The 25934-nt window shown below is 69.4% G+C and carries 28 protein-coding genes; 12 read left to right on the forward strand and 16 right to left on the reverse strand.

The genetic code is table 11. The features are described from left to right. Position 1 precedes the first annotated feature (1 nt). Together DW306_RS04840 and DW306_RS04845 are read right to left on the reverse strand one after the other, a co-directional pair. Entirely contained in the window at positions 2-1276 is a 1275-nt protein-coding gene (locus DW306_RS04840; protein WP_136054514.1) for an FAD-dependent oxidoreductase, read from the reverse strand. Positions 1277-1293: 17 nt separating this feature from the next. Continuing rightward, complete coding sequence (locus tag DW306_RS04845; protein ID WP_136054515.1) at positions 1294-1899, reverse strand: HD domain-containing protein; 606 nt, start codon at positions 1897-1899, stop codon at positions 1294-1296. A gap of 47 nt (positions 1900-1946) precedes the next feature. On the opposite strand from DW306_RS04845, the gene DW306_RS04850 reads away from it, so the two are divergent. Continuing rightward, the gene (locus DW306_RS04850) at positions 1947-3374 is read left to right on the forward strand and encodes a CCA tRNA nucleotidyltransferase (RefSeq protein WP_136054516.1); all 1428 of its coding nucleotides are present in this window, start codon (positions 1947-1949) and stop codon (positions 3372-3374) included. 29 nt (positions 3375-3403) lie between these two features. Here the strand turns inward: DW306_RS04850 and DW306_RS21205 are convergent, their stop codons facing one another. Genes DW306_RS21205 through DW306_RS04870 form a run of 5 tightly spaced genes read right to left on the reverse strand, consistent with a single transcriptional unit; the run spans position 3404 to position 6158 of the window. Next, positions 3404-3796, reverse strand: coding sequence for a PIN domain-containing protein (locus DW306_RS21205; RefSeq protein WP_168429231.1), 393 nt, complete (start codon positions 3794-3796; stop codon positions 3404-3406). Further along, positions 3783-4130, reverse strand: a complete 348-nt coding sequence (locus DW306_RS21210; protein WP_168429232.1) for a hypothetical protein — start codon at positions 4128-4130, stop codon at positions 3783-3785. The genes DW306_RS21205 and DW306_RS21210 overlap by 14 nt, the downstream gene beginning before the upstream one ends. Positions 4131-4186: 56 nt before the next feature. Further along, positions 4187-4825, reverse strand: a complete 639-nt coding sequence (locus DW306_RS04860; RefSeq protein WP_168429233.1) for an HAD family hydrolase — start codon at positions 4823-4825, stop codon at positions 4187-4189. Next, positions 4822-5565: a GntR family transcriptional regulator gene (locus DW306_RS04865; RefSeq protein WP_136054519.1), complete on the reverse strand. Its 744-nt coding sequence runs from the start codon at positions 5563-5565 to the stop codon at positions 4822-4824. Before DW306_RS04865 ends, DW306_RS04860 begins: the two co-directional genes overlap by 4 nt. 23 nt (positions 5566-5588) lie before the next feature. Next, complete coding sequence (locus DW306_RS04870) at positions 5589-6158, reverse strand: dihydrofolate reductase family protein (protein ID WP_136054520.1); 570 nt, start codon at positions 6156-6158, stop codon at positions 5589-5591. 149 nt (positions 6159-6307) lie between these two features. Between DW306_RS04870 and DW306_RS04875 the strand changes: the two genes are divergently transcribed. The 6 genes from DW306_RS04875 (at position 6308) to DW306_RS21220 (ending at position 11576) form a co-directional block, all read left to right on the forward strand. Beyond that, positions 6308-7459 (forward strand): FAD-dependent oxidoreductase, encoded by a 1152-nt coding sequence (locus DW306_RS04875; RefSeq protein ID WP_136054521.1) that lies wholly within the window; start codon positions 6308-6310, stop codon positions 7457-7459. 11 nt (positions 7460-7470) lie between these two features. Further along, positions 7471-8919, forward strand: a complete 1449-nt coding sequence (locus DW306_RS04880) for an FGGY family carbohydrate kinase (protein ID WP_136054522.1) — start codon at positions 7471-7473, stop codon at positions 8917-8919. Continuing rightward, positions 8916-9896: an ester cyclase gene (locus DW306_RS04885; RefSeq protein WP_136054523.1), complete on the forward strand. Its 981-nt coding sequence runs from the start codon at positions 8916-8918 to the stop codon at positions 9894-9896. Before DW306_RS04880 ends, DW306_RS04885 begins: the two co-directional genes overlap by 4 nt. Positions 9897-10044: 148 nt before the next feature. Next, the gene (locus DW306_RS04890; RefSeq protein ID WP_168429234.1) at positions 10045-11193 is read left to right on the forward strand and encodes an ice-binding family protein; all 1149 of its coding nucleotides are present in this window, start codon (positions 10045-10047) and stop codon (positions 11191-11193) included. 75 nt (positions 11194-11268) lie between these two features. Next, complete coding sequence (locus tag DW306_RS21215) at positions 11269-11424, forward strand: hypothetical protein (protein WP_168429235.1); 156 nt, start codon at positions 11269-11271, stop codon at positions 11422-11424. Between the two features lie 5 nt (positions 11425-11429). Next, the gene (locus DW306_RS21220) at positions 11430-11576 is read left to right on the forward strand and encodes a hypothetical protein (protein ID WP_168429230.1); all 147 of its coding nucleotides are present in this window, start codon (positions 11430-11432) and stop codon (positions 11574-11576) included. A 6-nt stretch (positions 11577-11582) separates the two neighbouring features. Here DW306_RS21220 and DW306_RS04895 read toward each other — a convergent pair whose 3' ends face one another. After that, positions 11583-12170: a TetR/AcrR family transcriptional regulator gene (locus DW306_RS04895; RefSeq protein ID WP_136054525.1), complete on the reverse strand. Its 588-nt coding sequence runs from the start codon at positions 12168-12170 to the stop codon at positions 11583-11585. Positions 12171-12276: 106 nt separating this feature from the next. On the opposite strand from DW306_RS04895, the gene DW306_RS04900 reads away from it, so the two are divergent. The 3 genes from DW306_RS04900 to DW306_RS04910 all read left to right on the forward strand — a co-directional run bounded on the left by DW306_RS04900 (position 12277) and on the right by DW306_RS04910 (position 14202). Further along, positions 12277-12732 (forward strand): DUF6069 family protein, encoded by a 456-nt coding sequence (locus DW306_RS04900; protein ID WP_136054526.1) that lies wholly within the window; start codon positions 12277-12279, stop codon positions 12730-12732. A 79-nt stretch (positions 12733-12811) separates the two neighbouring features. Continuing rightward, positions 12812-13405, forward strand: coding sequence for a short chain dehydrogenase (locus DW306_RS04905; protein ID WP_136054527.1), 594 nt, complete (start codon positions 12812-12814; stop codon positions 13403-13405). Positions 13406-13434: 29 nt separating this feature from the next. Further along, positions 13435-14202, forward strand: coding sequence for a class I SAM-dependent methyltransferase (locus DW306_RS04910; RefSeq protein WP_240747063.1), 768 nt, complete (start codon positions 13435-13437; stop codon positions 14200-14202). A gap of 8 nt (positions 14203-14210) precedes the next feature. Here the strand turns inward: DW306_RS04910 and DW306_RS04915 are convergent, their stop codons facing one another. The 3 genes from DW306_RS04915 to DW306_RS04925 are packed head-to-tail and all read right to left on the reverse strand — an operon-like array spanning position 14211 to position 16245. Beyond that, the gene (locus DW306_RS04915; RefSeq protein WP_136054528.1) at positions 14211-14858 is read right to left on the reverse strand and encodes an RES domain-containing protein; all 648 of its coding nucleotides are present in this window, start codon (positions 14856-14858) and stop codon (positions 14211-14213) included. Then, positions 14855-15637, reverse strand: coding sequence for a hypothetical protein (locus DW306_RS04920; protein WP_136054529.1), 783 nt, complete (start codon positions 15635-15637; stop codon positions 14855-14857). Before DW306_RS04920 ends, DW306_RS04915 begins: the two co-directional genes overlap by 4 nt. A gap of 53 nt (positions 15638-15690) precedes the next feature. After that, positions 15691-16245: a hypothetical protein gene (locus DW306_RS04925; RefSeq protein ID WP_136054530.1), complete on the reverse strand. Its 555-nt coding sequence runs from the start codon at positions 16243-16245 to the stop codon at positions 15691-15693. A 144-nt stretch (positions 16246-16389) separates the two neighbouring features. On the opposite strand from DW306_RS04925, the gene DW306_RS04930 reads away from it, so the two are divergent. Continuing rightward, a complete protein-coding gene (locus DW306_RS04930) occupies positions 16390-16788 on the forward strand; it encodes a hypothetical protein (protein WP_136054531.1) in 399 nt (132 codons plus the stop codon). Here DW306_RS04930 and treZ read toward each other — a convergent pair. Genes treZ through DW306_RS04950 form a run of 4 tightly spaced genes read right to left on the reverse strand, consistent with a single transcriptional unit; the run spans position 16785 to position 23389 of the window. Next, positions 16785-18530, reverse strand: coding sequence for a malto-oligosyltrehalose trehalohydrolase (gene treZ / locus DW306_RS04935; protein WP_136054532.1), 1746 nt, complete (start codon positions 18528-18530; stop codon positions 16785-16787). The two genes, DW306_RS04930 and treZ, sit on opposite strands and share 4 nt — an antisense overlap. A gap of 13 nt (positions 18531-18543) precedes the next feature. Continuing rightward, the gene (gene treY, locus DW306_RS04940; protein ID WP_136054533.1) at positions 18544-20892 is read right to left on the reverse strand and encodes a malto-oligosyltrehalose synthase; all 2349 of its coding nucleotides are present in this window, start codon (positions 20890-20892) and stop codon (positions 18544-18546) included. Then, positions 20889-23099, reverse strand: a complete 2211-nt coding sequence (glgX, locus tag DW306_RS04945; RefSeq protein ID WP_136054534.1) for a glycogen debranching protein GlgX — start codon at positions 23097-23099, stop codon at positions 20889-20891. Before glgX ends, treY begins: the two co-directional genes overlap by 4 nt. After that, positions 23096-23389, reverse strand: coding sequence for a hypothetical protein (locus tag DW306_RS04950; RefSeq protein ID WP_136054535.1), 294 nt, complete (start codon positions 23387-23389; stop codon positions 23096-23098). Before DW306_RS04950 ends, glgX begins: the two co-directional genes overlap by 4 nt. A gap of 173 nt (positions 23390-23562) precedes the next feature. Here DW306_RS04950 and DW306_RS04955 point away from each other — a divergent pair, with 173 nt between their 5' ends. Continuing rightward, positions 23563-24894 carry a GAF domain-containing protein gene (locus DW306_RS04955; RefSeq protein ID WP_136054536.1) on the forward strand — a complete coding sequence of 444 codons (1332 nt, stop codon included), beginning with the start codon at positions 23563-23565 and terminating at the stop codon, positions 24892-24894. A gap of 78 nt (positions 24895-24972) precedes the next feature. On the opposite strand, the gene DW306_RS04960 is transcribed toward DW306_RS04955, so the two are convergent. Next, positions 24973-25839: an alpha/beta hydrolase gene (locus DW306_RS04960; RefSeq protein WP_136054537.1), complete on the reverse strand. Its 867-nt coding sequence runs from the start codon at positions 25837-25839 to the stop codon at positions 24973-24975. Positions 25840-25934: the final 95 nt, after the last annotated feature.

The following is a 25934-nucleotide window of genomic DNA, read 5'->3' on the forward strand; positions in this document are numbered from 1 at the left end:
GTCAGCTGGGCGCCGCGACCGAGGGTCCCAGCGAGCCGGCGTCAGCGAGGACCGCGCGCGCGGCACGTTCGCCCGACGCAAGGGCACCCTGGATCGAGGCGGTGTCGAGATGGTCGCCCGCGAGGTACAGACGATCGGCGTAGCGCGGCGACCGTGCCGCGCCCAGCGGTGCGGGCTGAGCCGGCAGCGCATCCGCGATGTCGTCCCGCCGGATCAGCTCCCACGCGCGGACGTCGACACCCCAGATGTCGCTCAGGTGACGGCGGACGTCGTTCTCCTCGGCGGCATCGCCGTCGCGCGGCAGCAGGCAGGTCGCGGCGATGAGGTGTCGTCCGGCCGGGGCGTACGAGGGCACGGTGTGCGTCATCACGACCGTGTTCACGACGGGGCCGGGCCCACGTCCGTCGACGGTGAGGAGCGCGGACGTGGTCGGCGGTTCGACGGCTGCGAACCACCAGGTCTGCAGGCCATTGGTCGTCGGCCCCGGAAGCCCGGTGAGATCGGCGACCGCATCGGGTCCGACCGCGACGACCACACGAGCGGCACGGACCGAGTCGCCGTCGACCACGTCCACCTGCATGCCGTCACCGCGTGCGGACACGCGTTCGACCCCGGAACCGAGACGGATGTCGGCGCCGGCCGTGCGTGCGCGCGCAGCGAGCTGCTCCGGGACCGCGGCGATACCCTGCGCGGGCAGGCCCGGGCGGCCGAGCGCGAAGAACCCGACGAGCAGCTGGGCGAACGCGTTCGACGTCTCTCCGCGGCGCTCTGCCAGGACTCCGGCGAGGAACGGTTCGAGCACGGCGGTGCGGAGCGGGCCGCGGAGCCCGGCGGCATCCCACCCCTCGCGCACGGAGACGTCGTTCTGCGCGAGACGCGAGAGCGGACGCACGAGTGCCGGCGCAGCCCAGCGCGCCAGCGCGACGGCATCCGCGGCGTTCACCAGCCCGCTGCGCAGTGTGGTGACGAGCGACAGCGGATGCCGCACCGGATGCCGCAGCTCGGCCGTCCCGTACTCCGTGCGCACCCGCACGCCGACCGGGAAGCTCCCCAGAGCGAGAGCACCGAGGTCCACGCTGCGGCGCAGCGCCGGGTACGCCGGATTGAGCACCTGGAAGCCGCGATCCACCCGGAACCCGTCGACGATGTCGGTGCGCTGGCGTCCTCCGACAGCGTCTGCCGCGTCGAGCACGACGACGTCGAGCCCCTGCGCGGCGAGCAACCCGGCGCAGCGGAGCCCGGCGAGTCCGGCGCCGACCACGATCACGTCATGCATGCGTCACGCCCTCCTGCTCAGACCGATCGTTCGAGCGGGTGGTTCGCCAGCTTTCCGACCACACCGCCGTCGACGAGTCGCCGCGCCGACGTGTGCGGCTTGCGCGCGGCCTGATCGGTGACGCCGTCGCCGAACTCCCGTGCCAGCTGCAGGCGCGGGTACTCGGCCAGCACCTCATCGAGGAAGGATGCCGGAAGAGCCTCGGTCCGCGCACCGGAGATGTCGAGCGCCGTGGCGGTCTCGAGCAGGTAGCCCTCGACATCCATCGCCGGATCGACGGACGGCCAGTTGTGGCGGATGACGACCTCCAGTGCACGCGTGCTGCGATCCGCCTCCCATCCGGCGCCCGTCGTCAGGGCGACGGCGACGTGTCCGCCTGCCTCTTCGTACGACAGGTTCACGTTGTCGTACTCGGGCACGATGCCGATGTCGTGCAGCAGAGCCGACACATACAACAGCTCGTGATCGATGTCGCTGCGTTCCTCGACGGCGGCGAAGCCCTCGGCCCACAGCCACGACCGGATCACGTGGTTCAGAATCGACTCGGAGTGGTATCGCTCTGCCAGCAACCGAGCTGCGCGAGCGGCGGGCGTGGCGGGAGGCGGGAAATCGCTGAGCTGCATGATGCTCGTCAGAATACGCCCGCAGTCGCCCCGGTACGCTGGAACCCATGCTCAACATGGCCGACGGCCTCCTCCGTCTCGGTGCGCTCGCCGAGAATCCGGTCGTCCGCACTCTCGCGACGTCGTTCGCCGAGGCGGGCTTCGACCTCGCCGTGGTCGGCGGTCCGGTGCGCGACGCCCTGCTCGGGCGGGAGACGCACGACCTCGACTTCACGACGAATGCGTCGCCCAACGACATCCTCCGCATCGTCAAGCCGGTCTCGACCGCGCAGTGGGACATCGGTCGTGCGTTCGGCACGATCGGCGCGCGCGTACAGGGCGAACAGGTCGAGATCACGACCTATCGCGCCGACAGCTACGACGGCGTGACCCGCAAGCCGACCGTCGAGTTCGGCGACTCGATCGAGGGCGACCTCGTGCGCCGCGACTTCACGGTCAATGCGATGGCGCTGCAGGTTCCCGCCGTGAAGCTGGTCGATCCGACCGGCGGCGTGGAGGACCTCGTCGCCGGGGTCCTGCGCACGCCTGCCGACCCGAAGATCTCGTTCGGCGACGACCCGCTGCGGATGCTCCGCGCCGCCCGCTTCAGCGCCCAGCTCGGGTTCCGCGTCGACGACGACACGTTCGACGCGATCGAGCAGCTCCGGAATACGATCGACATCGTCAGCCCGGAGCGCATCCAGTCGGAGCTCGTGCGTCTGATGCAGTCCGAAGACCCGGTGCGCGGCATCCGCGTGCTGGTCGAGACGAATCTGATCGACGAGTTCCTTCCTGAGGTCAGTGCCCTGCGCCTCGAGGTCGACGAGCACCACCACCACAAGGACGTCTACGAGCACTCGCTGACCGTGCTCACCCAGGCGATCGCGCTCGAGCATTCGCGGCATCCGGGCGCCGCTCCGGACGTGCCGCTGCGCATCGCCGCCCTGCTGCACGACATCGGCAAGCCGCGCACCCGCAAGCTCGAGGACGGCGGGGTGGTCACCTTCCACCACCACGACATCGTCGGCTCGCGCATGGCACGCAAGCGCCTGCAGGCGCTGCGCTTCGACACCGACACGACGGATGCCGTCGCCACCCTCATCGAACTCCACCTGCGCTTCTTCGGCTACGCCGAGGGCGCATGGACGGATGCCGCGGTGCGCCGCTATGTGCGCGACGCTGGCGACCTGCTCGAGCGTCTGCACATCCTCACGCGCGCCGATGTCACCACGCGCAACAAGCGCAAGGCCCAGCGGCTCGCGAGCGCCTACGACGACATCGAGTCGCGCATCGCCGCGCTGCGCGAGCAGGAGGAGCTCGACTCGATCCGACCGGAGGTCGACGGCAACCGCATCCAGGAGGTGCTGGGCATCAAGCCGGGCCGCGAGGTGGGCGAGGCCTATCGCTTCCTGCTGGAGCTGCGGCTCGACGAGGGAGTGCTCGGGGCCGAGGTCGCCGAGGAGCGACTGCGCGAATGGTGGGCGGCGCGCGGCTGACGCGGAGCCGCGATCAGCGGAGCTCGGGCTCAGCGGAGCTCGGGCACGACGATCTCAACCTCGTCGGCGACGAGCTCGAAGTCCTTCGTGTTGAATGTGACGAGTTTCGCACCCAGGGCATTCGCGTGGCCGGCCAGCATGATGTCGGTGCTCCGAGCGTGGGATGCGCGCCGCGTCGCCACACGGGCGGCAAGGCGAGCGTATGACTCGGCAGCGTTCTGATCGAAGGGCAACCACGGCGTCGGAAACATCGCGTTCACCCGCGCAAGATCTGCCACCCTCCGACGTCGCGCTCGGGGGTCGATTGCTCCTTCGACGCCGAAGCGCAACTCCGCGTAGGTGAGCGCACTCAGCACGACGTCTTCCAACGGCAGCCGCACGTCCTTGATCTGGATGAGCACGTTCGTGTCAAGCAGGAGCATTGCGCTCCCAGGGGTCCTGGATCCGGTAGTCGAAGATCGGGTTCTCCCGCTCCGCGCGCAGCTCTTCCACCCACTCCGCCGCCGCCTGCTTCTCTTCCTCGGACGCCGGATTGGCGTCGACCCACGCCATGATCTCTTCCGCCGGAACGGACCAGCGCCTCGGCGGCAGCCGTCGTGCAAGGTTCTGCTCGATACCGCTCTCGTCGTTCTCATCGACCAGCTTGATCAGCGCTTCGCGCGCCTCGGCCTCCATGGAACGGGAGTTGCGTCGCGCGCGCTCCTTGAGCGCGGCCACCACCTCGTCGCTCAGGTTCCGGATCGTCACCGTAGCCATGCTGCACCTCCTTGACAGCACAATGCTAGCAATCCGCGACAGTCGGAAGAAGGGTCTCAGTCCACCCGGCGGAATCGTATTCCGGTACGTGTGAACGCCGTCGCCGATCGAGGCGAGGGCCCGACGAGGACGATGTCTCGCGCGAGCTCGGCAAGGGGCAGATCACTCGCCGAGTCGGTGTAGAAACGTCCGATGCGTCCCGTCGGATGCGCGGCCCGAAAGGCGAAGGCCTTCCGCTGCCCGACGTTGTGCGTCCGGAACCTCGGCCCGGCGGGCGAGAACACGAACTCCGACGCGTGCACCTCCGCGCCGTGTAATCCGATGTCCGCCAAGAACCGCTGCGCGAGGAATTTCTCGGTCGCCGTCGTCACCAGGCACGCACCGGCGTCGCTCGCTGCACGAGCCGCATCCACGATCTCGGCGGTCACGTTGCCCGGCCGGGAGGCGAGCCTCCCCGCCGTGCGCGTCGCCAGCCCTCGATACTCGTCCTCCGACATCCCCCGAAGCGCCACGTGCACGACGGCCCGATTGCACCGAGGTCTCAGCGCCCCCTCGGCGCTCGCCAGCGCGGCGACCGCAGAGAGCACCCCGATCGGGAACACCAGCCAGGGTCGCGCGCGCAGCCGCGCGAAGACCAGAGTCGCCATCGTGTCGGAGCGACTGAGCACCCCGTCGAGATCGAAGACGGTGATCACTCGTCGTCCACGGACCGCTCGATCAGCAGCGAGACCCGATCGGAGCGGTACACGTCGACGGCGTACTCGACGCATTCGCCCGAGTCGATGAACGTGCGGCGGGTGAGCTGCAGCCCGCCGGCCGCCTGACGTGCGCCGAGGTGCGCGCTCTTCTCCCCGTCGAGCACGACGACCTCGAGCTCGGCCGACGTGCGCGCGAGTCGCAGCGCGAACCGGCGGCGGATCTCCTCCCACAGCGAGCCGGTGAGGTCGCCGTCGAGCAGTCCGGGGACGAGGTCGGCGCGGTAGTACGTCGTCTCGACGGCGAGCGGCTCGTCGTCGGAGCGCCGCAGGCGCTGCAGCGCGTAGACCGGATGCCCGGGGGAGACGCCGAGTCCGGCGGCGACCTCGGCGTCGGCCGGACGCTCCTCGGCCCAGAACAGCTCGGCCCCTGGATTCCGCCCCGCGCGAGCGACCTCCTGCGAGAAGGATCCGAGGCGCAGCTGCACGCGCGGAGCGGAGACGAAGGTGCCGCGGGTCGCGTCCCGGTGCACGCGGCCGTCCTGCTCCAGGACGCCGAGAGCGCGGCGCAGGGTCATGCGGCTGACGCCGAGCTCGACGCAGAGATCGCGCTCGGGGGGCAGCGGAGCGCCCGGGGCGAACTCGCCGGACTCGATGCGGGAGCGCAGTGCGGTCGCGATGCGCAGATACGCGGGCTCGCCGGTCCTCGCCGAGGGGGAGGGGTCCGCGTCCGTGCTCACGCTGACACGCTACCCGCTGGCCGTCACCCTTCGCGTCGGCGGACGAGCTCCGACACGACGACGCCCGACTGATACGCGGTCGTGTCGACGGGCTCGAATCGTTCGGGGCGGTACGGCCGGTCGCCGAACAGGGGGATGCCGTCGCCGAAGAGCAGCGGTTGGCGTTTGAGGACGAGCCGGTCGATCTCCTCGGCCAGGGTCGCGGCGAGCGCCCCGCCTCCGCAGAGCCAGATCGCCCCGCCGTCCTCCCGTTTGAGCCGCTGGACGACGGCGCGCGGATCCTTGGCCGTCACCTCGAGGTTCTCTCCCTCCGCCGTGTGCGCGCGGCTGAAGACGATCTGCCGGAGGTGGTTGTACGGACTCTGCGTCTTGCCGATCTCATACGTGTTCCAGCCCATCAACACGGTGTCGAAAGCGGTGCGCTCCTGACGCAGACCGAGCATCGCGGCGATATGGGTCGGAATCGTGTCGGCGAAGCGCTCGTTGATGGCGTCCATGTGGTCGCCCTCCATCAGGAAGCCGTCGTACTCGCCCTGTGGGCCGGCGATGTAGCCGTCGAGGCTGACGGCGACGTAGTAGACGAGTTCTCGCATGATCTCTCCATTCACAACAGGTGTCGCACTTGAAACTACAACGGATGTAGTGCTTTGGCAATCGACGGATGGAGGTTGACAGACACGACCCCACGCAATAGCTTCTTGGTATATACCAACTGTGGTCACTTCGATCGGGAAGACTCACCATGTCGTCGCACCCTCCGTCCCGCCCCGTCGCCGTCATCGGCGGAGGCATCGTGGGATCGGCCCTGCTCTACACGCTCGCCCACCGAGGGGTGGATGCCGTGCTGCTCGAGTCCGAGCCGGCCTTGGCCCTCGGGGCGAGCGGCACGAACTCCGGCATCCTGCACACGGGTTTCGACTCGACTGCGGGCGAGCTCGAGACGGAGCTGATCCTGCGGGCCGCAGAGATCCGTCCGGCCATCCTCGATGCGCTCGGCGTGCCGGTCATCTCTGCCGGCGCCGAACTCGTACCGCATACGCCCGAGGATCACGAGACCGTGCGCGCTCTCGCTGCGAACGCGGCTGCGAACGGCGTGCCGGTCGAGGTGCGGGAATCCGACGGGGCCCTGCTCGTGCCGGGGGAGTCGGTCAGCGACCCGGTGGCGTTCGCGTTCGCGCTCGCCGCATCGGCCGTCGCCGCAGGAGCGCGGATCGAGCTCGATGCCCGGGTCACCGCGATCTCCGCGATCGACGACGGCCTGCTGCTCGAGACGGCGGACGGCCGGCGCTTCGAGGTCGCGGCCGCCCTCAACGCCGCGGGGCTCTATGCCGACGACATCGCACGCCTCATGGGCGACGATTCGTTCGAGATCTATCCGCGCAAGGGCGAGTTCTTCGTGTTCGAGCTGCCTGACGGCCAGACGCTCGACCGCATCATCCTGCCCGTGCCGACGAAGCGCACGAAGGGCGTGCTCGTCTTCCCGACGCTCGACGGCAAGGTGATCGCCGGACCCACGGCGGTGGACCTCGACGACAAGGAGGACTGGTCGGTGCGCCCCGAGGCGCGCGACGAGATCCTCGCCAAGGCCGTGCAGCAGCTCCCGGCACTCGATGGGCTCGAACCGGTCGCGAGCTATGCGGGCCTGCGTCCGGCCGGGCGTGGCAGCAACTACGTGATCGGACGGTCGGTGGAGAACGATCGGCTGATCAACGTCGCCGCGATCCGATCCACCGGCCTCACGGCATCCCTCGGGATCGCCGACCACGTCGCCGATCTCCTGCCCGAACTCGGCATCGACGTGGGCGAGCTCCGTCCGCCGACGGTCGCCGCGCCATCGGCATCCGCTGGCCCCTGGTGGCTGCGCACCGCACATCACCGTCGCACCCCCGCCTGAAGAGGAATCCCATGACCACCGTTCTGGCGATCGATCAGGGCACGTCCGGCACGAAGGCCGTCGTCGTCGACGCGGCAGGCGAGGTGCTGGCGCTCAGCGAGGTGTCGGTGCGCCCGACCTATCTGCCGGGCGGCGGCGTCGAGCACGATCCGCAGGCGGTGCTCGACTCCGTGCTGCGCGCCGGCCGCATCGCCGCCCAGCAGGCGAGAGCGGACATCGACATCGTCACGCTCGCGAACCAGGGCGAGACCGTGCTGGCCTGGGATCCCGACACGGGCGTGCCGCTGTCGAACATGATCGTGTGGCAGGACCGCCGGTCCGAGTCGGTGTGCGCGGAGCTGCGGGACCACGCCGACGACATCGCCGCCCGTACGGGCCTGGTGCTCGATCCGTACTTCAGCGCGCCGAAGCAGGCCTGGCTCCGCCGTAACGTCACCCGCGAAGGCGTCGTGACGACATCCGACACCTGGCTGCTGCATCAGTTGACCGGGGAGTTCGTGACGGATGCCTCGACCGCCAGCCGATCGCTCGTGCTCGACCTCGACACCGCGACGTGGGATGCCGGACTGCTCGACCTCTTCGGACTCGCCGACGAGCGGATGCCGACCATCCTGGCCTGCGACGACATCGCGGGTTCCACGACGGCGTTCGGTGCGAAAGCAGCCGTCGGCGGTCTGATCGTGGATCAGCAGGCCGCGCTCGTCGCGCAGAACTGTCTGCAGCCGGGCGAGGCCAAGTGCACCTTCGGCACCGGCGCCTTCCTGCTCGCGAACACCGGGAGCACGGCCGTGCGGTCGACGGCGAGCCTGTCGTCGTCGGTCGCCTGGCAGCAGGGCGGCCGAAACACCTACTGCCTCGACGGGCAGGTCTACACCGCGGCATCCGCCGTGCAGTGGCTCGAGAAGCTCGAGTTCATCGACACCGCCGCCGACCTCGACCGGGTCGCCGCCGATGATGCGCATGGCGTGCTCTGCGTGCCGGCGTTCGCGGGACTCGCGGCTCCGTGGTGGCGGCCGGATGCCACCGCCACGATCACCGGCATGACGCTGTCGACGGGAAGCGAGCACCTCGTGCGCGCGGTGCTCGAGGGCATCGCCGCGCAGGTCGCCGAGCTCGCCCGAGCCATGGCATCCGATCTCGGCCGGCCGCTGCAGCGACTGCGCGTCGACGGCGGCCTCACGCAGAGCCGCGTGCTCATGCAGGCCGTTGCTGATCTGATGCGCATCCCGGTCGACGTCTACCCCTCGCCGCACGCGACCCCGTTCGGCGCTGCGGCCCTCGCGCGCTGCGCGATGAATCCGGAACTCGCCCTCGAGGAGGCGATCGTCGCGTGGTCGCCCTCGCACACGTTCGAACCGCAGTGGTCGGATGCCCGCGCGGCGGAGTTCTCCGATCGCTGGCGTTCCGTCGCCGACTCCCTCGCCTCCCTCTTCCCGCCCCGACCAGGAGTGAAACCGTGACCCTCGACCCCGTCGCCTACCAGCCGTACACCGACCCCGACGACTTCATCCGCGAGGTGACCGACCTCATCTGGGTCGACCGGTCGATCAGCTTCATCCGCGAGAACTACGAACCCGACTCGATCGTGCACGGCGGCTTCGGCACCGCGACCACCCGCGATGAGGTGCTCGAAGGCACGCTGATGCGCATCGCGGAGGCGCCCGACCGGGTGAGTCAGACCGAGGACATCGTCTGGGAGGCGCGAGGCCACGACGCGTTCCTCAGCTCGCACCTCGTGGTCGTGGGCGACCTGCTGTCGCCGCGGGTGAGCCGCACCATCGCGAACTGCCTGTACCGCCGCGGCCGCATGGTGGAGGAGTGGGTCGTGCGCGACACCCTCGCCGAGGCGCTGCAGGACGGGCTCGACCCCGACGAGGTGGCGCGCGACTACGCCTTCCGCGGGTACGTGGCCACCTGGGCGGATGCCGCGCCCGCCGACCCGATCTCCGCCGGCGACTCCGGCGCCCGCCCCGACGAGCACCGCGCCGACGTGGAGGCGGTGCTCGAGATGATCCGCACGGTGTGGAATGACCGCGACCTGCATGCGGTCGAGACGTTCTTCCATCGCGACCTCACCCTGCTCACCGTGGGGAACCGGCACATCATCCGGCCGGAGGGATACCGCCGTGCGCTGCTCTCGCTGCTGGAGTCGTTTCCGGCCGGGCGCTTCGAGGTGCGCGACGTGCAGGCGCATCACGACGTCCGCTACGCCGGCACGCGCGTCGCCGTGACGTGGAAGTTCGTCGGCGACTACACGGGCGTGCCGAACTACGGGCCGCTCACCGGCAAGCCGGTCGACCTGCTCGGCATCTCCCAGTTCACGCTGCATGAGGGCCGCATCGTCAAGGAGGTGCGGCTCTGGGACGACATCGCCCTGCGCACGCAGATCGCGAGCATGCGCGGTGACGAGCCGGTCGGGCCGTCGAACATCTACTGATCGGCGCGTCTCAGGCGCCAAGGTCACGTTTGGCCTGTCAGTCCGGACGATCACCCCACAGACCGGTATATCGGTGATAGAACTGGGCCAGGCGCGGACCTGTTGACCGCTGTTGATGACGAAGCCCCTCCCTAATGGAAGGCTCGTCATGTCCCCAGCTCATGCGCGCGCAGCGCTGACGGCCGTCGCCGTCGCGGCAGTGCTCTCCCTGTCCCTCGTTCCCACGGTCGCCGTCGCAGACACGACGATCGACGGCCCGATCGATCTCCGCACCGCGGCACCGTTCTCGGTTCTCGCCTCGTCGACGGTCACCAACACCGGACCATCGGTGATCAACGGCGACCTCGGGCTCAGCCCGCAGACGTCGATCACCGGGTTCCCTCCCGGGATCGTGAACGGCACCATCCACCCGACCGATGAGGTCGCCGCCATCGCGCAGAGGGATCTCACGACGGCCTACAACGTCGCGGCCGGGCTCACCCCCATCCAGTCCGGTCTGGGAGACCTGACCGGCGCCTCGCTGACGCCCGGCGTCTATTCCGGGGGCACGCTCTCGGTCACCGGGGAGCTGACCCTCGCCGGCACCGCCGAATCGGTCTGGATCTTCCAGGCAGCGTCCACACTGACCATCGGGAGCGGCGCGATCGTCACCGTGACCGGTGGTGCCAGCGCCTGCAACGTCTTCTGGCAGGTCGGCACCTCCGCGACGATCGGCACCGGTGCCGAGTTCGTCGGCACCGTGATGGCCGACATCTCGGTCACCGCGGAGACGGCGGCGACGATCACCGGTCGCCTCCTCGCGCGCACCGGTGCCGTGACGCTCGACACCAATCTCCTGACCGCACCGACGGGATGCACCACCACCCCCGGAACCGTGCGTACGAGCCCCACCATCACCTCGGCCGCGCCACCGTCGGGTCAGGTCGGCACGGACTACTCGCACACGATCAGCTCCACCGGTACCCCGCCGGCCTCGTACACCGTCACGAGCGGCGTGCTGCCCTCGGGTCTGACCATCGACTCCGCGACCGGGGTCATCTCCGGTCGGCCCACGGGCGCCGGCACGTACCCGTTCACGGTCAGCGCTGCCAACGGGACACTCCCCGACTCGACCGCGTCGTATGTGATCACGATCGCTCCAGCAGCCTCGGGTGCCGGCGGTTCGGGCGGGGGAGAGCTGGCGGAGAGCGGCGTCGAGTTCGGTGCTGCACCGTGGCTGGCAGGCGTCGCCATCCTGCTCGGCGGTGCGCTCCTATTGATGCGCACTCGGCGTGATCGGTCGGCCGTCGCGGGCTGATCCCGCACCGCTCCGCCCGGTCGCGCTGTCGTCAACCCCCTCTTGCTGCGCGAACGGCGGGCGTACGGTGGCCCGATGACCAGCGATCAGAAGGACCGGAACGACAGCCCGGATGCTGTCGACCCCGCCGAAGCACCGGCCGGGGGAACTCCCGACGACGTCCAGAAGCTTCTCGATGAGGAGACGACGGACGAGAACGGGAAGCCCCTCGAGAACCCGTCGGGAGGCTGAGCATCATGAACGCGAACGACTCTGCACGGCACAACGGCGAGGCTGCATCCGACGAATCCGCCTCGAGCGGCGGGGCGGAATCCCCGGAAGAGGGCGCCGCCGCTGAAGAGGCCGCGGAGGACGCCGTCGTCGACGGTGAGACGCAGGACTGAGCGCCGTCAGACGCGTAACGCAGGCAACAGCACGAAGTCGACGAGCTCTTCGACCGCCGCGGCCTCGAGCGAGCGCTGACGCAGCACGACGCTCCCGAAGGCTGCGGTGGGCACGATCCCCGCGATGAGGGCGACGGGCACGTCGGCCGGAACCGTGCCGCGCTCGATCCACCGTTCGATCACGGCGATCAGCGCGGCCACCGGGGGCTCGCCGATGGTGCGGTACGCGACATCCTGAAGCTCCTGGTCGCGCCCGATCTCGCTCAGCAGGCTCGCGAGCACGCGTCCTGAACGCTCGTCCGACCGGGCGAAGTGCATCGCCGCCGCGACCAGGTCGCCGCGCAGCGTTCCGGTGTCCGGGGCCTCGGTCGTGATGTGCAGCGCCCGCACGGCCGCGACGACGAGATCGACCTTCGAGTCCCACCGTCGATAGATGGCCGACTTGCCGCATTGCGCCCGCTGGGCGACGCCGGCGATCGTCGTCCCCGCGTATCCGCTCTCGACCAGCAGGTCCTGCGTGGCGACGAGGATGCCGCGCTCCACCTCGGGATCGCGCGGGCGACCCGATGCCCTCGACTCCTCGCCACCGTCCATGAGCACCCATTGTACATTCCGGGACTGGCTGGTACCGTAACGCAATAACGGGACTGATGGGAACCGTAATACCCCTCGGTCCATCCATCCGACCAGGGAGTACATCATGACCGCCACACCCACCGCCGAACGCGTCGCATCCCGTCCACGGCTGCGCGCCGCCGGCATCCTCATCGCCGCCGTGATCGTCGCCGTCGCGGTGAACGCGGCCGTGGCCGCCGTCGCGATCGCTGCGGGCGCGCCGTCGACCTACGGACCGCTCACCTTGCCTGCCTATGCGCTCTTCACGACTCTGGGTGTCGCCGCCGGGTGGGCGGGATGGGTGCTCGTGCACCGCCGCGCCCGCGACCCGCGCCGCACCCTCTCGCTGCTCGTACCGGTGCTGACGGTGCTGTCGTTCGTGCCGGACGTGCTGCTGCTCGTCTTCCGGTTCATCCCCGGCACGACCACGCCCGCCGTGATCGCCCTGATGCTGATGCACCTCGTCGTCGTCGCCGTGGCCGTGCCGTCCTACGCACTCGCGATGCGCGCTACCCGTGAGACGTCGGCGCCCACCGTCTGAGCCGCCGCACATCCCTGAGATGTACGTTGGAGGCCCTGTGTGCGCTCGTGCACAGGGCTTCGAGGAAGGGGAACCGGACATGCGGATATTGGTGATCGGCGCGACAGGCAGCATCGGCGGGGTCATCGCGACCACTCTCGAGAGCCGCGGCCACGAGGTCATCCGAGCCTCGCGAAACTCTGAACCCTCCGTCGACGTGACCGACCCGGCATCCGTCCGCGCACTCTTCGCCGGGCTCGACGATCTCGACGCCGTGGTGGTCGCGGTCGGTTCCGTCGGCTTCAAGCCCCTGACGGAACTCACCCGCGAAGACTATCTCGCCGCGTTCATGAAGAAGACGCTCGCGCAGATCGACGTGCTCACCGAAGCCCTCTCGCATGTGCGCGACGGCGGATCGATCACGCTCACGAGCGGCGTGCTGGCCCGCGAACCGATCGCGACCGGCGCCGCCGCGGCCATGGCGAACGGCGCCCTCGAGTCGTTCGTGCCCACCGCGGCCGCCGAGGCGCCGCGCGGCATCCGCATCAACGCGGTCTCGCCCGACGTCCTCGCGAACTCGCCCGGGTATCACTCGGCCTTCCCCGGGCACCGCCCGGTGACCGACGACGAGGTGGGCACCGCCTACGTGCGCGCTGTCGAGGGCATCATCACCGGCCGGGTCCTCGCCGTCTGAGTCAGCCGTGCCGGGGCTAGGCTCTCGGCATGCGCGACCCCCGACATTTCGAGGCGCTGGCCGACGAATACGCGGCGGCCCGGCCGCCATACCCGTCGGCGCTGTGGGACGCCGTCCGCGAACTCGGCGTCCTGCGGCCGGGGCGCCGCGCCCTCGACCTCGGCGCCGGTACCGGTCAGGCGACCGGTCCGCTCCTGGCGGCGGGGCTCGAGGTGACTGCGGTCGAACCAGGCCCCCGTCTCGCTGAGCAGCTCCGGATGCGGCATCCCGAGGCGACCGTGGTCGTCGACCGCGCCGAAGACGTCGAACTTCCGCCAGCATCGTTCGATCTGGCGGTGGTCGCCACCGCCATCCACTGGATGGACCTCGGGATCCTCCTCCCGAAGCTGCGCCAGGCGCTCGCCGCAGACGGTTACCTCCTCGTCTGGCGCACGGTGTTCGGAGATGCCGACGCTCCGGTGACGGCGTTCCGCGAGAAGGTGGGGGAGATCGTGCGCGATCGGCGTGCCCCGGACCGGACGGATGCCGATCCCGAGGATCCCGCCGCGACCGCGGCAGCGCTGACAGCACCCCGGTCTCTTCACCATCGACGATGTCACGACTTTCCGGTGGGACATCGAGCTCGACGCGGATCAGGTGCGCCGGCTGTTCGCCACCTTCAGCGACTGGACGCCGGAAGAGGTCGACCGTGCCGCGTCGGCCGCGCGCGACCTGGGTGGTCGCGTGGTCGAGCATTACTCGTCGTGGCTCCTCGTGCTCCGGCCGACGGATGCCGCGATCCTCCGTCCCGGAGCTGAGGGCGCAGCTACGAGGACGTGAAGCCGAGCTCTTGCACTGCACGATCAACGATCATGTCCGCCGACGGATCGATGAGCAGTGCATGGAACGCCGGGCGGGCAGGAAACGCAGGGATACGTTCGGTGCGCGCGAACAGGGTCACCATCGGTTGATGGTTGATCGACGATCGATGTGACAGCCCGTCGATGTCGGCCCCGAACTGCTGGTCGATCGCACGGGCCCACTCGCAGGTACGCTCCTTGGCGTCCATCTGCATGGATGCCGCACCGCCATTGATCACCGGCCAGTTCGATGTGAGGTCGAGCAACACGAGCGGTCGAGTGGGGGTCCATGACACGATCGCGTTGCCCTGGAACGCGCGTTGAATGTTCCGCGTCTCCTGGTACACCTCGCCCAGCGCCGTATGGGGCAGCGTTGCCGCGTAAAGGACGCCGGAATCGGCGTGGATGCCCGGGGGGAGCGGATGCGGGTCGAAGCGCATGTTGTCCACCGGGCCAAAATGCCGCAGCTCGTCCCAGGTCTGCGGATAACCACCCTGCGTCCTGTAGACGCGCCACAGAGGAGCCTGGAACTCGACGATGTGCCTGGCTTGATCGAGCTTCAGGACCGCTGGCGGTGAGGGAACTTTTCGGACTTTCGGTGGGTTCGCTGTCATCGCTGCTTGATGCCCTCGAGGATCTCGAGGATCGCTTTCGGGTCTCCGCCGACGGCCAGCCACTCGGGCGGGGTGAGCCGCTCACCGTCATCAGAGGTGAGGGCCTCCTGCGGCGTCTTCATGAAGCCGTCGACCGATGGTGGCTGCCATCCGTCAGGAAACGCCTCGACGACCTCCGTCAGATGCGGGAGCACCTTGGTGCCGCCGTCCGTGAACTGCCACCGCGGGTACAGGCGCGCACGACCGACCAGGAACGCGAAGAGATTGTTCTTCGCCTGACGGTGTCGCACTCGCGAGCTGGTGATGCCGAGGTTCATCCCTACCTGCTCCGCGCTGAGAGCGTCCACAAAAGAGGTCATGCGCGTCTGGCGCTCTTGCGCCGCGAGCACCCCGGTCTTGACCCGCTTCTCGGTGACCTCGAACTGCTCGGCGGTGAAGGCACCGGACTCGAGCAGATACGTGGCCTCAGCGTCTGTGAGACCGGAGCCCACGGGCTGACGGAGCTTCAGGAGGTCAGCCGTCTCACGGATGATCGCGGTGACCCACGCCGTTGCCTCGCCGGCCACCTGTGCGGTCGAGACGAGGTACTCGACACTGCGGCGGAGGTCGTCTTCACCAGCCGCGTGAACCTGGTTGTCGCCGCGCAAAGCGGCACCGACGTCGTGCCCTGCGGTGGCGCTACGGCCGGGGGCCTTGAGCTGGCCTGCGGCCGAGCGCTCGATAGTGCGCCCGGTGACGTTCGAAGACCGGCTTGTGCCGGATCGTGCAGTCCTGGCCATGAAGCTCCTCCTAGCGCAATCTCCTCACGCGCACTCTTCATCTTACATTGGATTCAGCGCGCGCAGGCGGTGGATCCTTCGCCATCTCGGTCCCGAAGCTGAGGACGCACGTCGTGGAGGGATGCCGCGCCGATGCAGGGCACGGCGACCAGATCGCCTTCCCGCAGATCGGCGGGGAGCAGCGCGATGGGGTGCGGCCATGACGCGTCGCCGACGTCGCCGGGGATGAGCTCGATATGCGCGCTCCTGCTGCACGACGCGCGTCCGATGAGCCGGCACTCGCCCCACAGGGCGGTGACGCCGTCGAACGTGCAGTCGGTCAACGCGATCCGCTTGTCCTCCTGGGTGTCCACACGCAGCGTGATCCGGAAGACCAGGACCGTGACGTCGGTGCCGCCGGCGAGGCCGCGTTCACGGGGCCGCCCCGGACGAGGAAGATCTCCCGTGAGCACGGCCGGGGTGCCGCTGACCTCGGCGAGCCTGATCAGAGAGACGCCGGCGACGATCACGTCGTCGACGGTGGGCTGCGTGTGGACGGGCCACGCGTCGACGGCGAGGGGGGAGGGGATGCTCAATCGCATCGTGGGCAGGATGTCCGTGAGGGTCATGTCTCTGTCCTATGCCCGCTCCGGCGAACACGGAACGCCTCCACACGGAACCCATGCGGCCTTCCTCCGAGCGTCCGCCCGGTCGACCCCGAGTAGGCTCGGCTTCGTGATCACTTCGCCGCAGACCCCGTCGTGGAGCTGACCGTGGAGATCATCGATGCTGTCGGAGTGGTGGGCGAGATCATCGCCTGGGTCGGTCTCATCGTCGGCCTCCCGCTGCTGGGCATCGGCCTGCTGACCCGGAGCGTGCAAGGTCCCTACAGCCGCACCCCAGTGGCCATCCTCGACGACCTGGAAGACCGGCCGATGGCGCTGTGGTCGGCGGGCGGACGCACCTGCTCGCGATCACTGACGTCGTCGGAGGCGCGTCATGTCGCAGAGCTCCCCGAGCCGTTCGGCTACGTCTCGGACCGCGACCCCGAGCGGATGCGCGTCGAAGCGCGATCGCCCGTCGAGCGCGCCTGTCTGACGATCTCGTTCGTCATGCTCGGCGCTGCGGTGCTCGGCTTCGTCGCGTCGTTCCTCCCCGTCTTCTGGGGCTAGGCCCGCGCGGAGATCGCTGCCGAGTCCGGCGGCAGCACCAGCCTCCCGGCATCCGCGGCCGCCGACGTGGTCGACAGAACTACGGCATCCGCCCCGATCTCGAACTCCGCCGGCTCCGAGGAAAGGTTGACGAGCACCGACAGTGCACCGCGGTCGATCCGGTAGACGCGGTGCTCCGGGGTGCCGTCGGTGTCCCGCACGCTCACGTGCGTGCGTTGCGGATCAGGATCGGTCAGCTCGGGGCGATCGCGCCGCAGCGCCGCGAGCTCGCGGTACAGCGACAGGAGCCGTGCGTGCGTCTCGTGCTCGAGCTCGGTCCAGTCGAGGTGCGAGCGCTCGAACGTCGCCGGGTCCTGCGGATCGGGCACGGTGTCGGTGTCCCAGTCCATCCGGGCGAACTCGGCCTTGCGGCCCTCGGAGACGGCGCGGCCCAACTCGGCCTCGGGGTGCGCGGTGAAGAACTGCCACGGCGTCGACGCGCCCCACTCCTCGCCCATGAACAGCATCGGAGTGCCGGGCGCGGTCAAGGTCAGCACGGCAGCGACGGCGAGGCGATCGGGGGAGAGGGATGCCGACAGGCGGTCTCCTGCAGCGCGATTGCCGATCTGGTCATGATCCTGCGCGAAGGTCACCAGGCGCCAGCTCGGCACCTCGGGCGGGACGGGCGAGCCGTGCGGGCGCTCGCGGAACGACGAGAACGTGCCGTCATGGAAGAATCCGCCCTGCGAGACCTTGGCGAGGGCATCCTCGGCGGCGAAGTCGGCGTAGTAACCGACGGTCTCCCCGGTGAGGGCGACGTGCACGGCGTGATGCCAGTCGTCGGACCACTGCGCGGTGAGCCCGTACCCCTCGGCCTCGCGCGGCAGGATCAGCGTCGGATCGTTCAGATCCGACTCGGCGATGAGGCTGAGCGGAACTCGGCGCTGCGCCGAGAGAGCATCCGTCCGCTCTGAGAGCTCGCGCAGGATGTGCACGGGCTGTTCGTCGTGCAGCGCATGCACGGCGTCGAGGCGGAGCCCGTCGACATGGAAGTCCCGCATCCACATCAGGGCGTTCTCGATGATGAACGCGCGCACGGCGGGCTCGTCGAGATTCACCGAGTCGCCCCAGGTGTTGCGGCTGCCCTCGCGCAGGTACGGACCGAACTCGGGCAGGTAGTTGCCGCTCGGGCCGAGGTGGTTGTAGACCACGTCCTGAACCACCGCGAGACCGTGCGCATGCGCGGCATCCACGAAGCGCTGATACGCGTGCGGACCGCCGTAGCCCTCGTGCACGGCGTACCAGAGCACGCCGTCGTAGCCCCAGTTCCACGCGCCGTTGAAGGCGTTGACCGGCAGCAGCTCCACGTGCGTGACGCCCAGCTCGACGAGGTGGTCGAGGCGATCTACCGCCGCATCGAGGGTGCCCTCGGGAGTGAACGTGCCGAGGTGCAGCTCGTAGATCAGCCCGCCGGCCAGCTGCCGACCGGTCCACGCTCCGTCGCTCCAGGCGAAGGCATCCGCGTCGAAGGCCGCCGACGCGCCGTGCACGCCTTCGGGCTGCCGCCGCGACCGCGGGTCGGGGCGCAACTCCTCGGAGTCGTCGATGAGGAACCCGTAGCGCTCGCCGTCGGCGAGGAGGACATCTGCGCGCCAGTAGCCGGCTTCACCGGCATCCAGCTCCCGCTCCTCGAGGGTCGCGCCCTGCTCGTCGAGCCTTCGCATCCGCATCCGCCGCGCGCGCGGCGCCCAGACCTCGATCATCGTCCGTCTCCTCTCAGCGGGCGAGTTCGATCAGCGCCACCGGGTAGGTGGCGAAGAGATCGGCGAGCCGCACGGCCCCCGGCTCGATCCGACGGCCCGTGAGAACATCCGTCCCGGGGATGTCGGGTCGCATCATGACGGTGTCGCCCCAGCCGCCGCGCCGTGCGAGCCCGACGGGAAGACGCGTCGCCACCGCCGTCGCACCGCCGCGGTGCACGGCGACCGCATGGTCCGCCGCCTCGCCCTCGATGACGGCCGGGCGGTAGAAGCGGAACATCTCGGGATGGTCGCGTCGCAGGCGAAGGGTGCGTGAGGTGACGAGCAGCTTCGCCCGCCCGGAGTCGTCGATGGGCGGCAGGACGCCGCGGGCGGCATCCGCGTCGAGTTCGCGCAGCAGGCGGGCGCGCGCCGCGAAGTCCACCGGGCGCCGGTTGTCGGGATCGACGAGCGAGAAGTCCCACAGCTCCGAACCTTGATACACGTCGGGCACACCGGGGCCGGTGAGCTGCAGCAGCTTCGCCGACAGGGAGTTGGAGCGTCCGGCATCCAGGATCTCCGCCACGAAGCGATCCAGCACGGGCCGGGCGTCGCCCTCGACCGATGCGGCGATCGCCGCGAGTCCCTCTTCGAACGCCTCATCGGGATGCTGCCAGGTCGTCGACTCGGACGCCTCGCGGGCGGCCTTCGTCGCGTAGGCGAGGAGACGGTCCGACGGGATCGGCCAGGCGCCCACGGCAGCCTGCCAGAGGAGCGCATCGAGCGGACCGTGGCCGGTGCTCGCGACCGCGCGCAGCTCGTCGAGGACCTCGGCCCAGCGCTCCGGGATCTCGGAGAGCACGGCGAGACGTGCCCGCACGTCTTCCGAACGCTTCGTGTCGTGCGTCGACAGCGTCGTCATCGAATGGGGCCAGCCGGCGAGCCGAGCGCGCTGCGCTTCGTGGAACTCCTCGACCGACAGGGCGGCGATCGACGGATCGGCGCCGACCTCGGTCAGCGTGCCCAGCCGCGTGTACCGGTAGAACGCCGTGTCCTCGACGCCCTTCGCCATGACGGCGCCGCTCGTCTGCTGGAAGCGCTGCGCGACCTCGTGCCGCGGGTCGGCCAGCAGCGGTTCGAGCTCGTCGAACGCGACGGCCAGCTCGGGGCGGCGGCGGCGCGCCTCGGCGAACGCGTGCCGCAGGTGCACAATGCCCTCCGGAAGGTACGAGCGGTAGACCGGGAAGCAGGCGAGCAGCTCGGCCAGCGCGTCGTCCGCCTGCACGATGCCGTGCGGCAGTGTGCGCACGAGACGCCGCACCTCCGAGCCGAGCAGCTCGCGGGCGATCATCAGCTTCGTGTCATGGATCAGGTCGGGCCAGCTCTGTGCCTCCGCGAGTCCTGAGTCGGCGCGCAGACGCGCGTCGAGCCGGGTCAGCTCGTCGACCCCGTCGCGGTCGACGAAGACGCGATCGAGTTCCGCGAGCGCGTCGTAGCCGGTGGTGCCGTCCGTGCGCCAGTAGGCGGGGAGTGCTTCGCCCGGTTCGAGGATCTTCTCGACGAGCGTGTAGACGCGTCCTGTCGCATCCGCCAGCTGCTCCAGATAGCCGGCCGGGTCGGCCAGGCCGTCGGGATGGTCCACGCGGATGCCGTCGGCCAGGCCGTCGCGCACCCAGCGGACGATCTCGCGATGCGACTCCGCGAAGACGTCGGGCAGTTCGACCCGGATGCCGGCGAGCTCGACGACCGCGAAGAAGCGGCGGTAGTTCAGCTCGGTGTTCTGGTCCTCCCAGAACCGCAGTTCGTAGTGCTGCGCGGCGAGCAGTGCCGGCAGATCATCGGCGAGCGCGCCCGACCCGGGAGCCAGCGGGAGCTCGTGGTCGAAGTACGCGAGGGTGCCGTCGGGTGCGTCGTCGGCCGGCGCAGTGTCGATCACCAACTCGCCCCGGGCGATCACCTCGTCGGGCGCCGACCCCAGGATCGGGAGCAGCAGCCTGCCGCCCCCGGCCGGCCAATCGATGTCGAACGCGACCGCATGCCGCGACTCGCGTCCGAGACGCAGCACGTCCCACCACCACGGGTTCAGCCGCGGCGTCGCGACGCCGACGTGATTGGGCACGATGTCGACGAGGATGCCCAGCCCTGCCGCACGCGCGGCCGCGGCGAAGCGCTCCAGGCCGGCCTCGCCGCCGCGCTCCGGATCGACGCGCGAGTGATCGACCACGTCATAGCCGTGGTTCGACCCCGGCGTCGCGGCGAGGAGCGGCGAGAGATACGCCCAGTCGGCTCCGAGGTCGGCGATGTACCCGGTGAGGTCAGCCGCCTGGTTGAGGGTGAGGTCCTCGCTGATCTGCAGCCGGTACGTCGAGATCGGTCGTCGTGTCATGTGGTCGCCTGCTCTGCTTTCGGCGCCGGGGCCACCCCGTCCGCCTGGTCGTTCTGCATCCGGAGCGAGGCGTCGACCGAGTCATCGGTCGAGGGCTCGGGTCCGTCGACCTCCTGCAGCACGAGCAGCGCCTTCGCCTCGATGGTCAGCTTCGATCCCGCCGCGTGGTCGGAACCGTCGGCCAGCTCTCCCGCCGTGTCGACCGCGACGTGCCAGTGCTCGCCGTGCCGCTCATCCGGCAGCACCACGTCGACGGACTCGTCACCGCTGTTGAAGTACACGATGAAGTTCACGTCGGTGACGGCGTGCCCGCGCAGATCCTTCTCGCGGATGCCCTGTCCGTTGAGGAACATGCCCACCAGGCGTCCGAATCCGGAGTCCCAGTCGGCCGGCTTCATCGGGCTGCCGTCCGGGCGGAGCCACACGACATCCGCGATGCGCTCGTCGTCGGTGTCGACCGGGCGTCCGTCGAAGAACCGGCTCCGGCGGAAGGTCGGATGCCGACGGCGCAGCCGCGCGACGGCCGACGTGAACTCGATCAGCGGGTGGTCGGCCGCGTCCCAGTCGATCCAGGTGAGCTCGTTGTCCTGCGCGTAGCCGTTGTTGTTGCCGCCCTGCGTGCGCCCGAGCTCGTCGCCGTGCGAGATCATCGGCACACCCTGCGAGAGCAGCAGCGTGGCGAGGAAGTTGCGCTGCTGACGCGCGCGACGCCGGTTCACGGACTCGTCGTCGGTCGGTCCTTCCACGCCCATGTTGTCGGAGCGGTTGTGCGATTCGCCGTCGTTGTTGTCCTCGCCGTTCGCGTCGTTGTGCTTCTCGTTGTACGACACGAGGTCGCGCAGGGTGAAGCCGTCGTGCGCGGTGACGAAGTTGATCGACGCGACCGGACGACGCCCGGAGTGCTCATACAGATCGGCCGATCCGGTGAGGCGTGCGGCGAACTCGCCGAGCGCCTGCGGTTCGCCGCGCCAGAAGTCGCGGACCGTGTCGCGGTACTTGCCGTTCCACTCCGTCCACTGCGGGGGGAAGTTGCCGACCTGGTAGCCGCCGGGCCCGACGTCCCACGGCTCGGCGATGAGCTTGACCTGCGAGACGATCGGATCCTGCTGCACGAGCTCGAAGAACGTCGACAGCCGGTCCACGTCGTAGAACTCGCGGGCAAGGGTCGACGCGAGGTCGAAGCGGAACCCGTCGACGTGCATCTCGGTCACCCAGTAGCGCAGCGAATCCATGATCAGCTGCAGCGCGTGCGGGCTTCCCGCGTTCAGGCTGTTGCCCGTGCCGGTGTAGTCCGTGTAGTAGCGCTTGTCCTCTTCGAGCCGGTAGTACGCCTCGTTGTCGATGCCGCGCATGGAGATCGTGGGTCCCATGTGGTTGCCCTCGGCGGTGTGGTTGTAGACCACGTCGAGGATGACCTCGATGCCGGCGGCGTGCAGGGCGCGCACCATGGCGCGGAACTCCTGCACCTGCTGTCCGTGCTCTCCGCTCGCCGCGTAGCCGCTGTGCGGCGCGAAGAAGCCGAGGGTGTTGTAGCCCCAGTAGTTCGAGAGGCCCTTGTCCTGCAGTACGGAGTCGTCGATGAACTGATGGACGGGCATGAGCTCGAGCGCGGTCACGCCGAGGCGGGTGAGGTGCTCGATGATCGCCGGGTGCGCGATGCCCGAGTAGGTGCCGCGCAGCTCTTCCGGGACGTCGGGGTGCCGCTCGGTGAGACCCTTCACGTGCGCCTCGTAGATCACGGTCTGGGCGTACGGCGTCTTCGGCAGGCGGTCTCCGGCCCATTCGAAGAACGGGTTGATGACGACGCCCTTGACCATGGATGCCGCGGAGTCCTCGTCGTTGCGGGAGTCGGGGTCGCCGAAGTCGTAGCCGAACTGCGCCTGACCCCAGTCGATGTCGCCGGCGACCGCCTTCGCGTAGGGGTCGAGCAGCAGCTTGTTCGGGTTGAAGCGCTTGCCGTTCTCGGGGTCGAAGGGCCCGTGCACGCGGTAGCCGTACAGCTGTCCCGGCTGCACGATGGGGAGGTACCCGTGCCACACGAACGCGTCGACCTCGGTGAGCGCGACGCGCTCCTCGTTGCCGTCGTCGTCGAACAGGCAGAGTTCCACCTTTTCGGCGCCCTCGCTGAAGAGGGCGAAGTTGGTTCCCTGTCCGTCGAAGGTCGCTCCGAGCGGGTAGGCCGATCCCGGCCAGATCTCAAGACTCATGTGGCGAGCTTAGGCCGCTGCGAGAGGGTGGCCTGTTCCGCGACGATCTGCACGGCGCGCTCGAACTCGAGGACCTGTGCGATCTCCTCGGCCTGCGCATAGGGGTGCCCCAGGTAGCAGACGAAGACGGGGGCGACCACCTCGACATAGCCGATGGGTCCGTTCCGCGTGATGACGTAGCGATCGAAGTCGATCAGATGGTGGGTGAGCTCGGCGGCATCGGACGGTGCGTCGGCTTCATGGGCGACGTGTGTCTCGGAGCCAGTGGGGACGGGGGTGCGTACAGACATGAGACCTCCTGACTCTGGTGATGCTGCTCACGCTAAGAGCTCGCGGAGATTCTGGGAACAGCATTGCCAGGACGCGATTTTCGCGCTATATCGTCGATCGATATACCGGTATCGCCCGCGGCATCCCGCTCCTACACTGGGACGAAAGCACCATCTTCGACGATCGGAGACATGTGTCTGCACCGTGGCAGGTTTCGCGCGATTCGCTTCCGAAGGCGTCGCGACTGCTGATCGAGCGCGCGCATGAGGAGATGCTGGCCGGCAACCTCGACGACCGGCGGCTGCAGGAGGTGCGTCCTCTAGTCCGCGAGTCGTGGGAGCGATCCTGGCGCGGAAGAGTGGGCCCGGAAGGCGTCCCGCCGCTCGATCTGCTCAGCGATGAGCTCGACGAGTATCGGCGCGCGCATCCGCTGGCATCCGCGATGGACATGATCCGCGCCCTCCTGCTGCCCGACACCGACGAGGACTCGGGCGTCATCATCGCGGTCGGCGACAAGGCCGGGCGACTGCTGTGGATCGAGGGCGACCGGCAGCTGCGGTCGCTCACCGACGACATGGGGTTCGTGGCGGGAGCGAACTGGTCGGAGGATGCCGTCGGCACGAGCGCACCGGGCACCGCGCTCGCTCTCGATCATTCCGTGCAGATCCGCGGCGCCGAGCACTACAACCGTCTCGTGCACCCCTGGTCGTGCACGGCAGCCCCGGTGCACGACCCCGAGACCCGGCGGGTGCTCGGCGTGATCGACATCACCGGCGGGCCGGAGGTGGTGACGACCCAGGCGCGGCTCCTCGTCGATGCGACCGCGCGGGCCGTCGAGTCGGAGCTGATGGTCACCCGCCTGCGGGAGCGCAATGAAGCGCCCCGGCCTCGTCTGACGCCGACGAAGGCTCGGCCGCTGAAGACCGCACGGGCCACGCTGCACGTTCTCGGCCGAGACCGTGCACGACTCGAGACGGAATCCGCGCACGACGAATCGATGATCGAGCTCAGCGCACGGCATGCCGCCATCCTGCTGATGCTCGCCGTGCACCGTCAGGGCCTCTCCGCTGAGCGGCTCTGCGAGCTGGTCTACGGGCCGGGAGTCTCTCCCGACACGCTGCGGCCCGAGATGGTGCGCCTGCGCAAGGTGCTCGAACGGACGGCTCCGGATCTCGTGCCGGAGTCCCGTCCCTACCGCCTGCCGGTGACGCTCGAGACGGATGCGCACGACGTGCTCTCACTTCTCGACCGCGGGGCGCACCGCGTGGCTCTGACGGCGTACCGCGGGCCGGTGCTTCCCGAGTCGACGTCACCCGGAGTCGAGGAGTTCCGCGAGTCGGTGCGTGCGGCGCTCCGCGAGGTCATGCTCTCCGAGGCCAGCCTCGACGTGCTGCTCGCCTACGCCGAGATCCCCGAGGGTCAGGGCGATGCCGAGGCGCTGCGACTGGCGCTCGAGATGCTCCCCGCGCGGTCGCCGAAGCGCGCTGCGCTGGTCGCCCGGATCGAGCGTCTCGACCGCAGCTGAGCCCGCAGGTCGTTCGAATCGCGCAACTGGTCGGTATTCGGTCCGCAAAGCGGCCATTCGCGCGATTCGAAAGCCGGCTCAACCCTCGTCGAGCACTTCGCGGAGCTTCGCGGCGAAGGCCTCGGGCTGGCCGGCATAGCCGAACTCGCCTCCCATGAAGCCGCCGTGGTGGCTGGGGAAGACCGTCGCCTCCTGGCCGAGCTGCTGGGCCAGGGCGATCGCGGTCCGACCCGTGTACACCTTCAGCGATTCCTCGCCGACGGCGATGACGACGCGGGTCGGGGCGGCCTTCAGCGCCTCGAGGTCCGGCTCGTACAGGCACACCGCCCACGACCGGTCGGACAGCAGCGGGTCGTCCCTTTTACCGTCGTCGTCGGTCGGCATCCCGAACGCCGCGGGGTCGGGCGCCGGCTGGGCGAAGTACTCGTCCGTCACCTCCCCCTCCCACGCGGTCATCGCGATGAAGGCCGCCATCCCGGCACCCCAGCCTCTGTCCTGATACACCTGCGTGTAGGCGATGCGGGCTCGGTGCACAGCCTCGGCATCCGGCAGCACGCTGTCGATCGGCGGCTCATGGGCTACCAGCGTCACGACGTCGTCGGGGTGCGCCGCGACCAGCGCGAGCGCCGTCACGGCACCGCCGCTGCTGCCGAACAGGTCCACCGGCCCGGCGCCGAGCGCCTCGATGAGGGCGTGGAGGTCTTCCGCCTGCGTCTGCGGCTCGTTCGTCACTCCACCGTCCTTGCGGACGCTCCTCCCGAGACCGCGCGGGTCGTAGGTGATGACGGTCCGATCCTCGAACAGCCGCACCTGGTCGCGGAAGCCGCTGGCATCCATGGGCTGCCCGATCATGAGCAGCGGAGGACGACCGTCCGCCGTCGGCAGAGGCCCGTGCACGTCGTAGACCAGGTCGACATCCGGCAGTTCGAGGGTGTGCTGGGGCATGGTCGGCCTCCTTCATCGCGGACGGTGTCCCGATGGTATGACGCGCACGCGGTGCGCACCAGGGCGTGCGAGATCGCGTGCAACCCCCCGCAACG

It is taken from the genome of Microbacterium sp. K24, assembly GCF_004794465.1.
GTDB lineage: Bacteria > Actinomycetota > Actinomycetes > Actinomycetales > Microbacteriaceae > Microbacterium.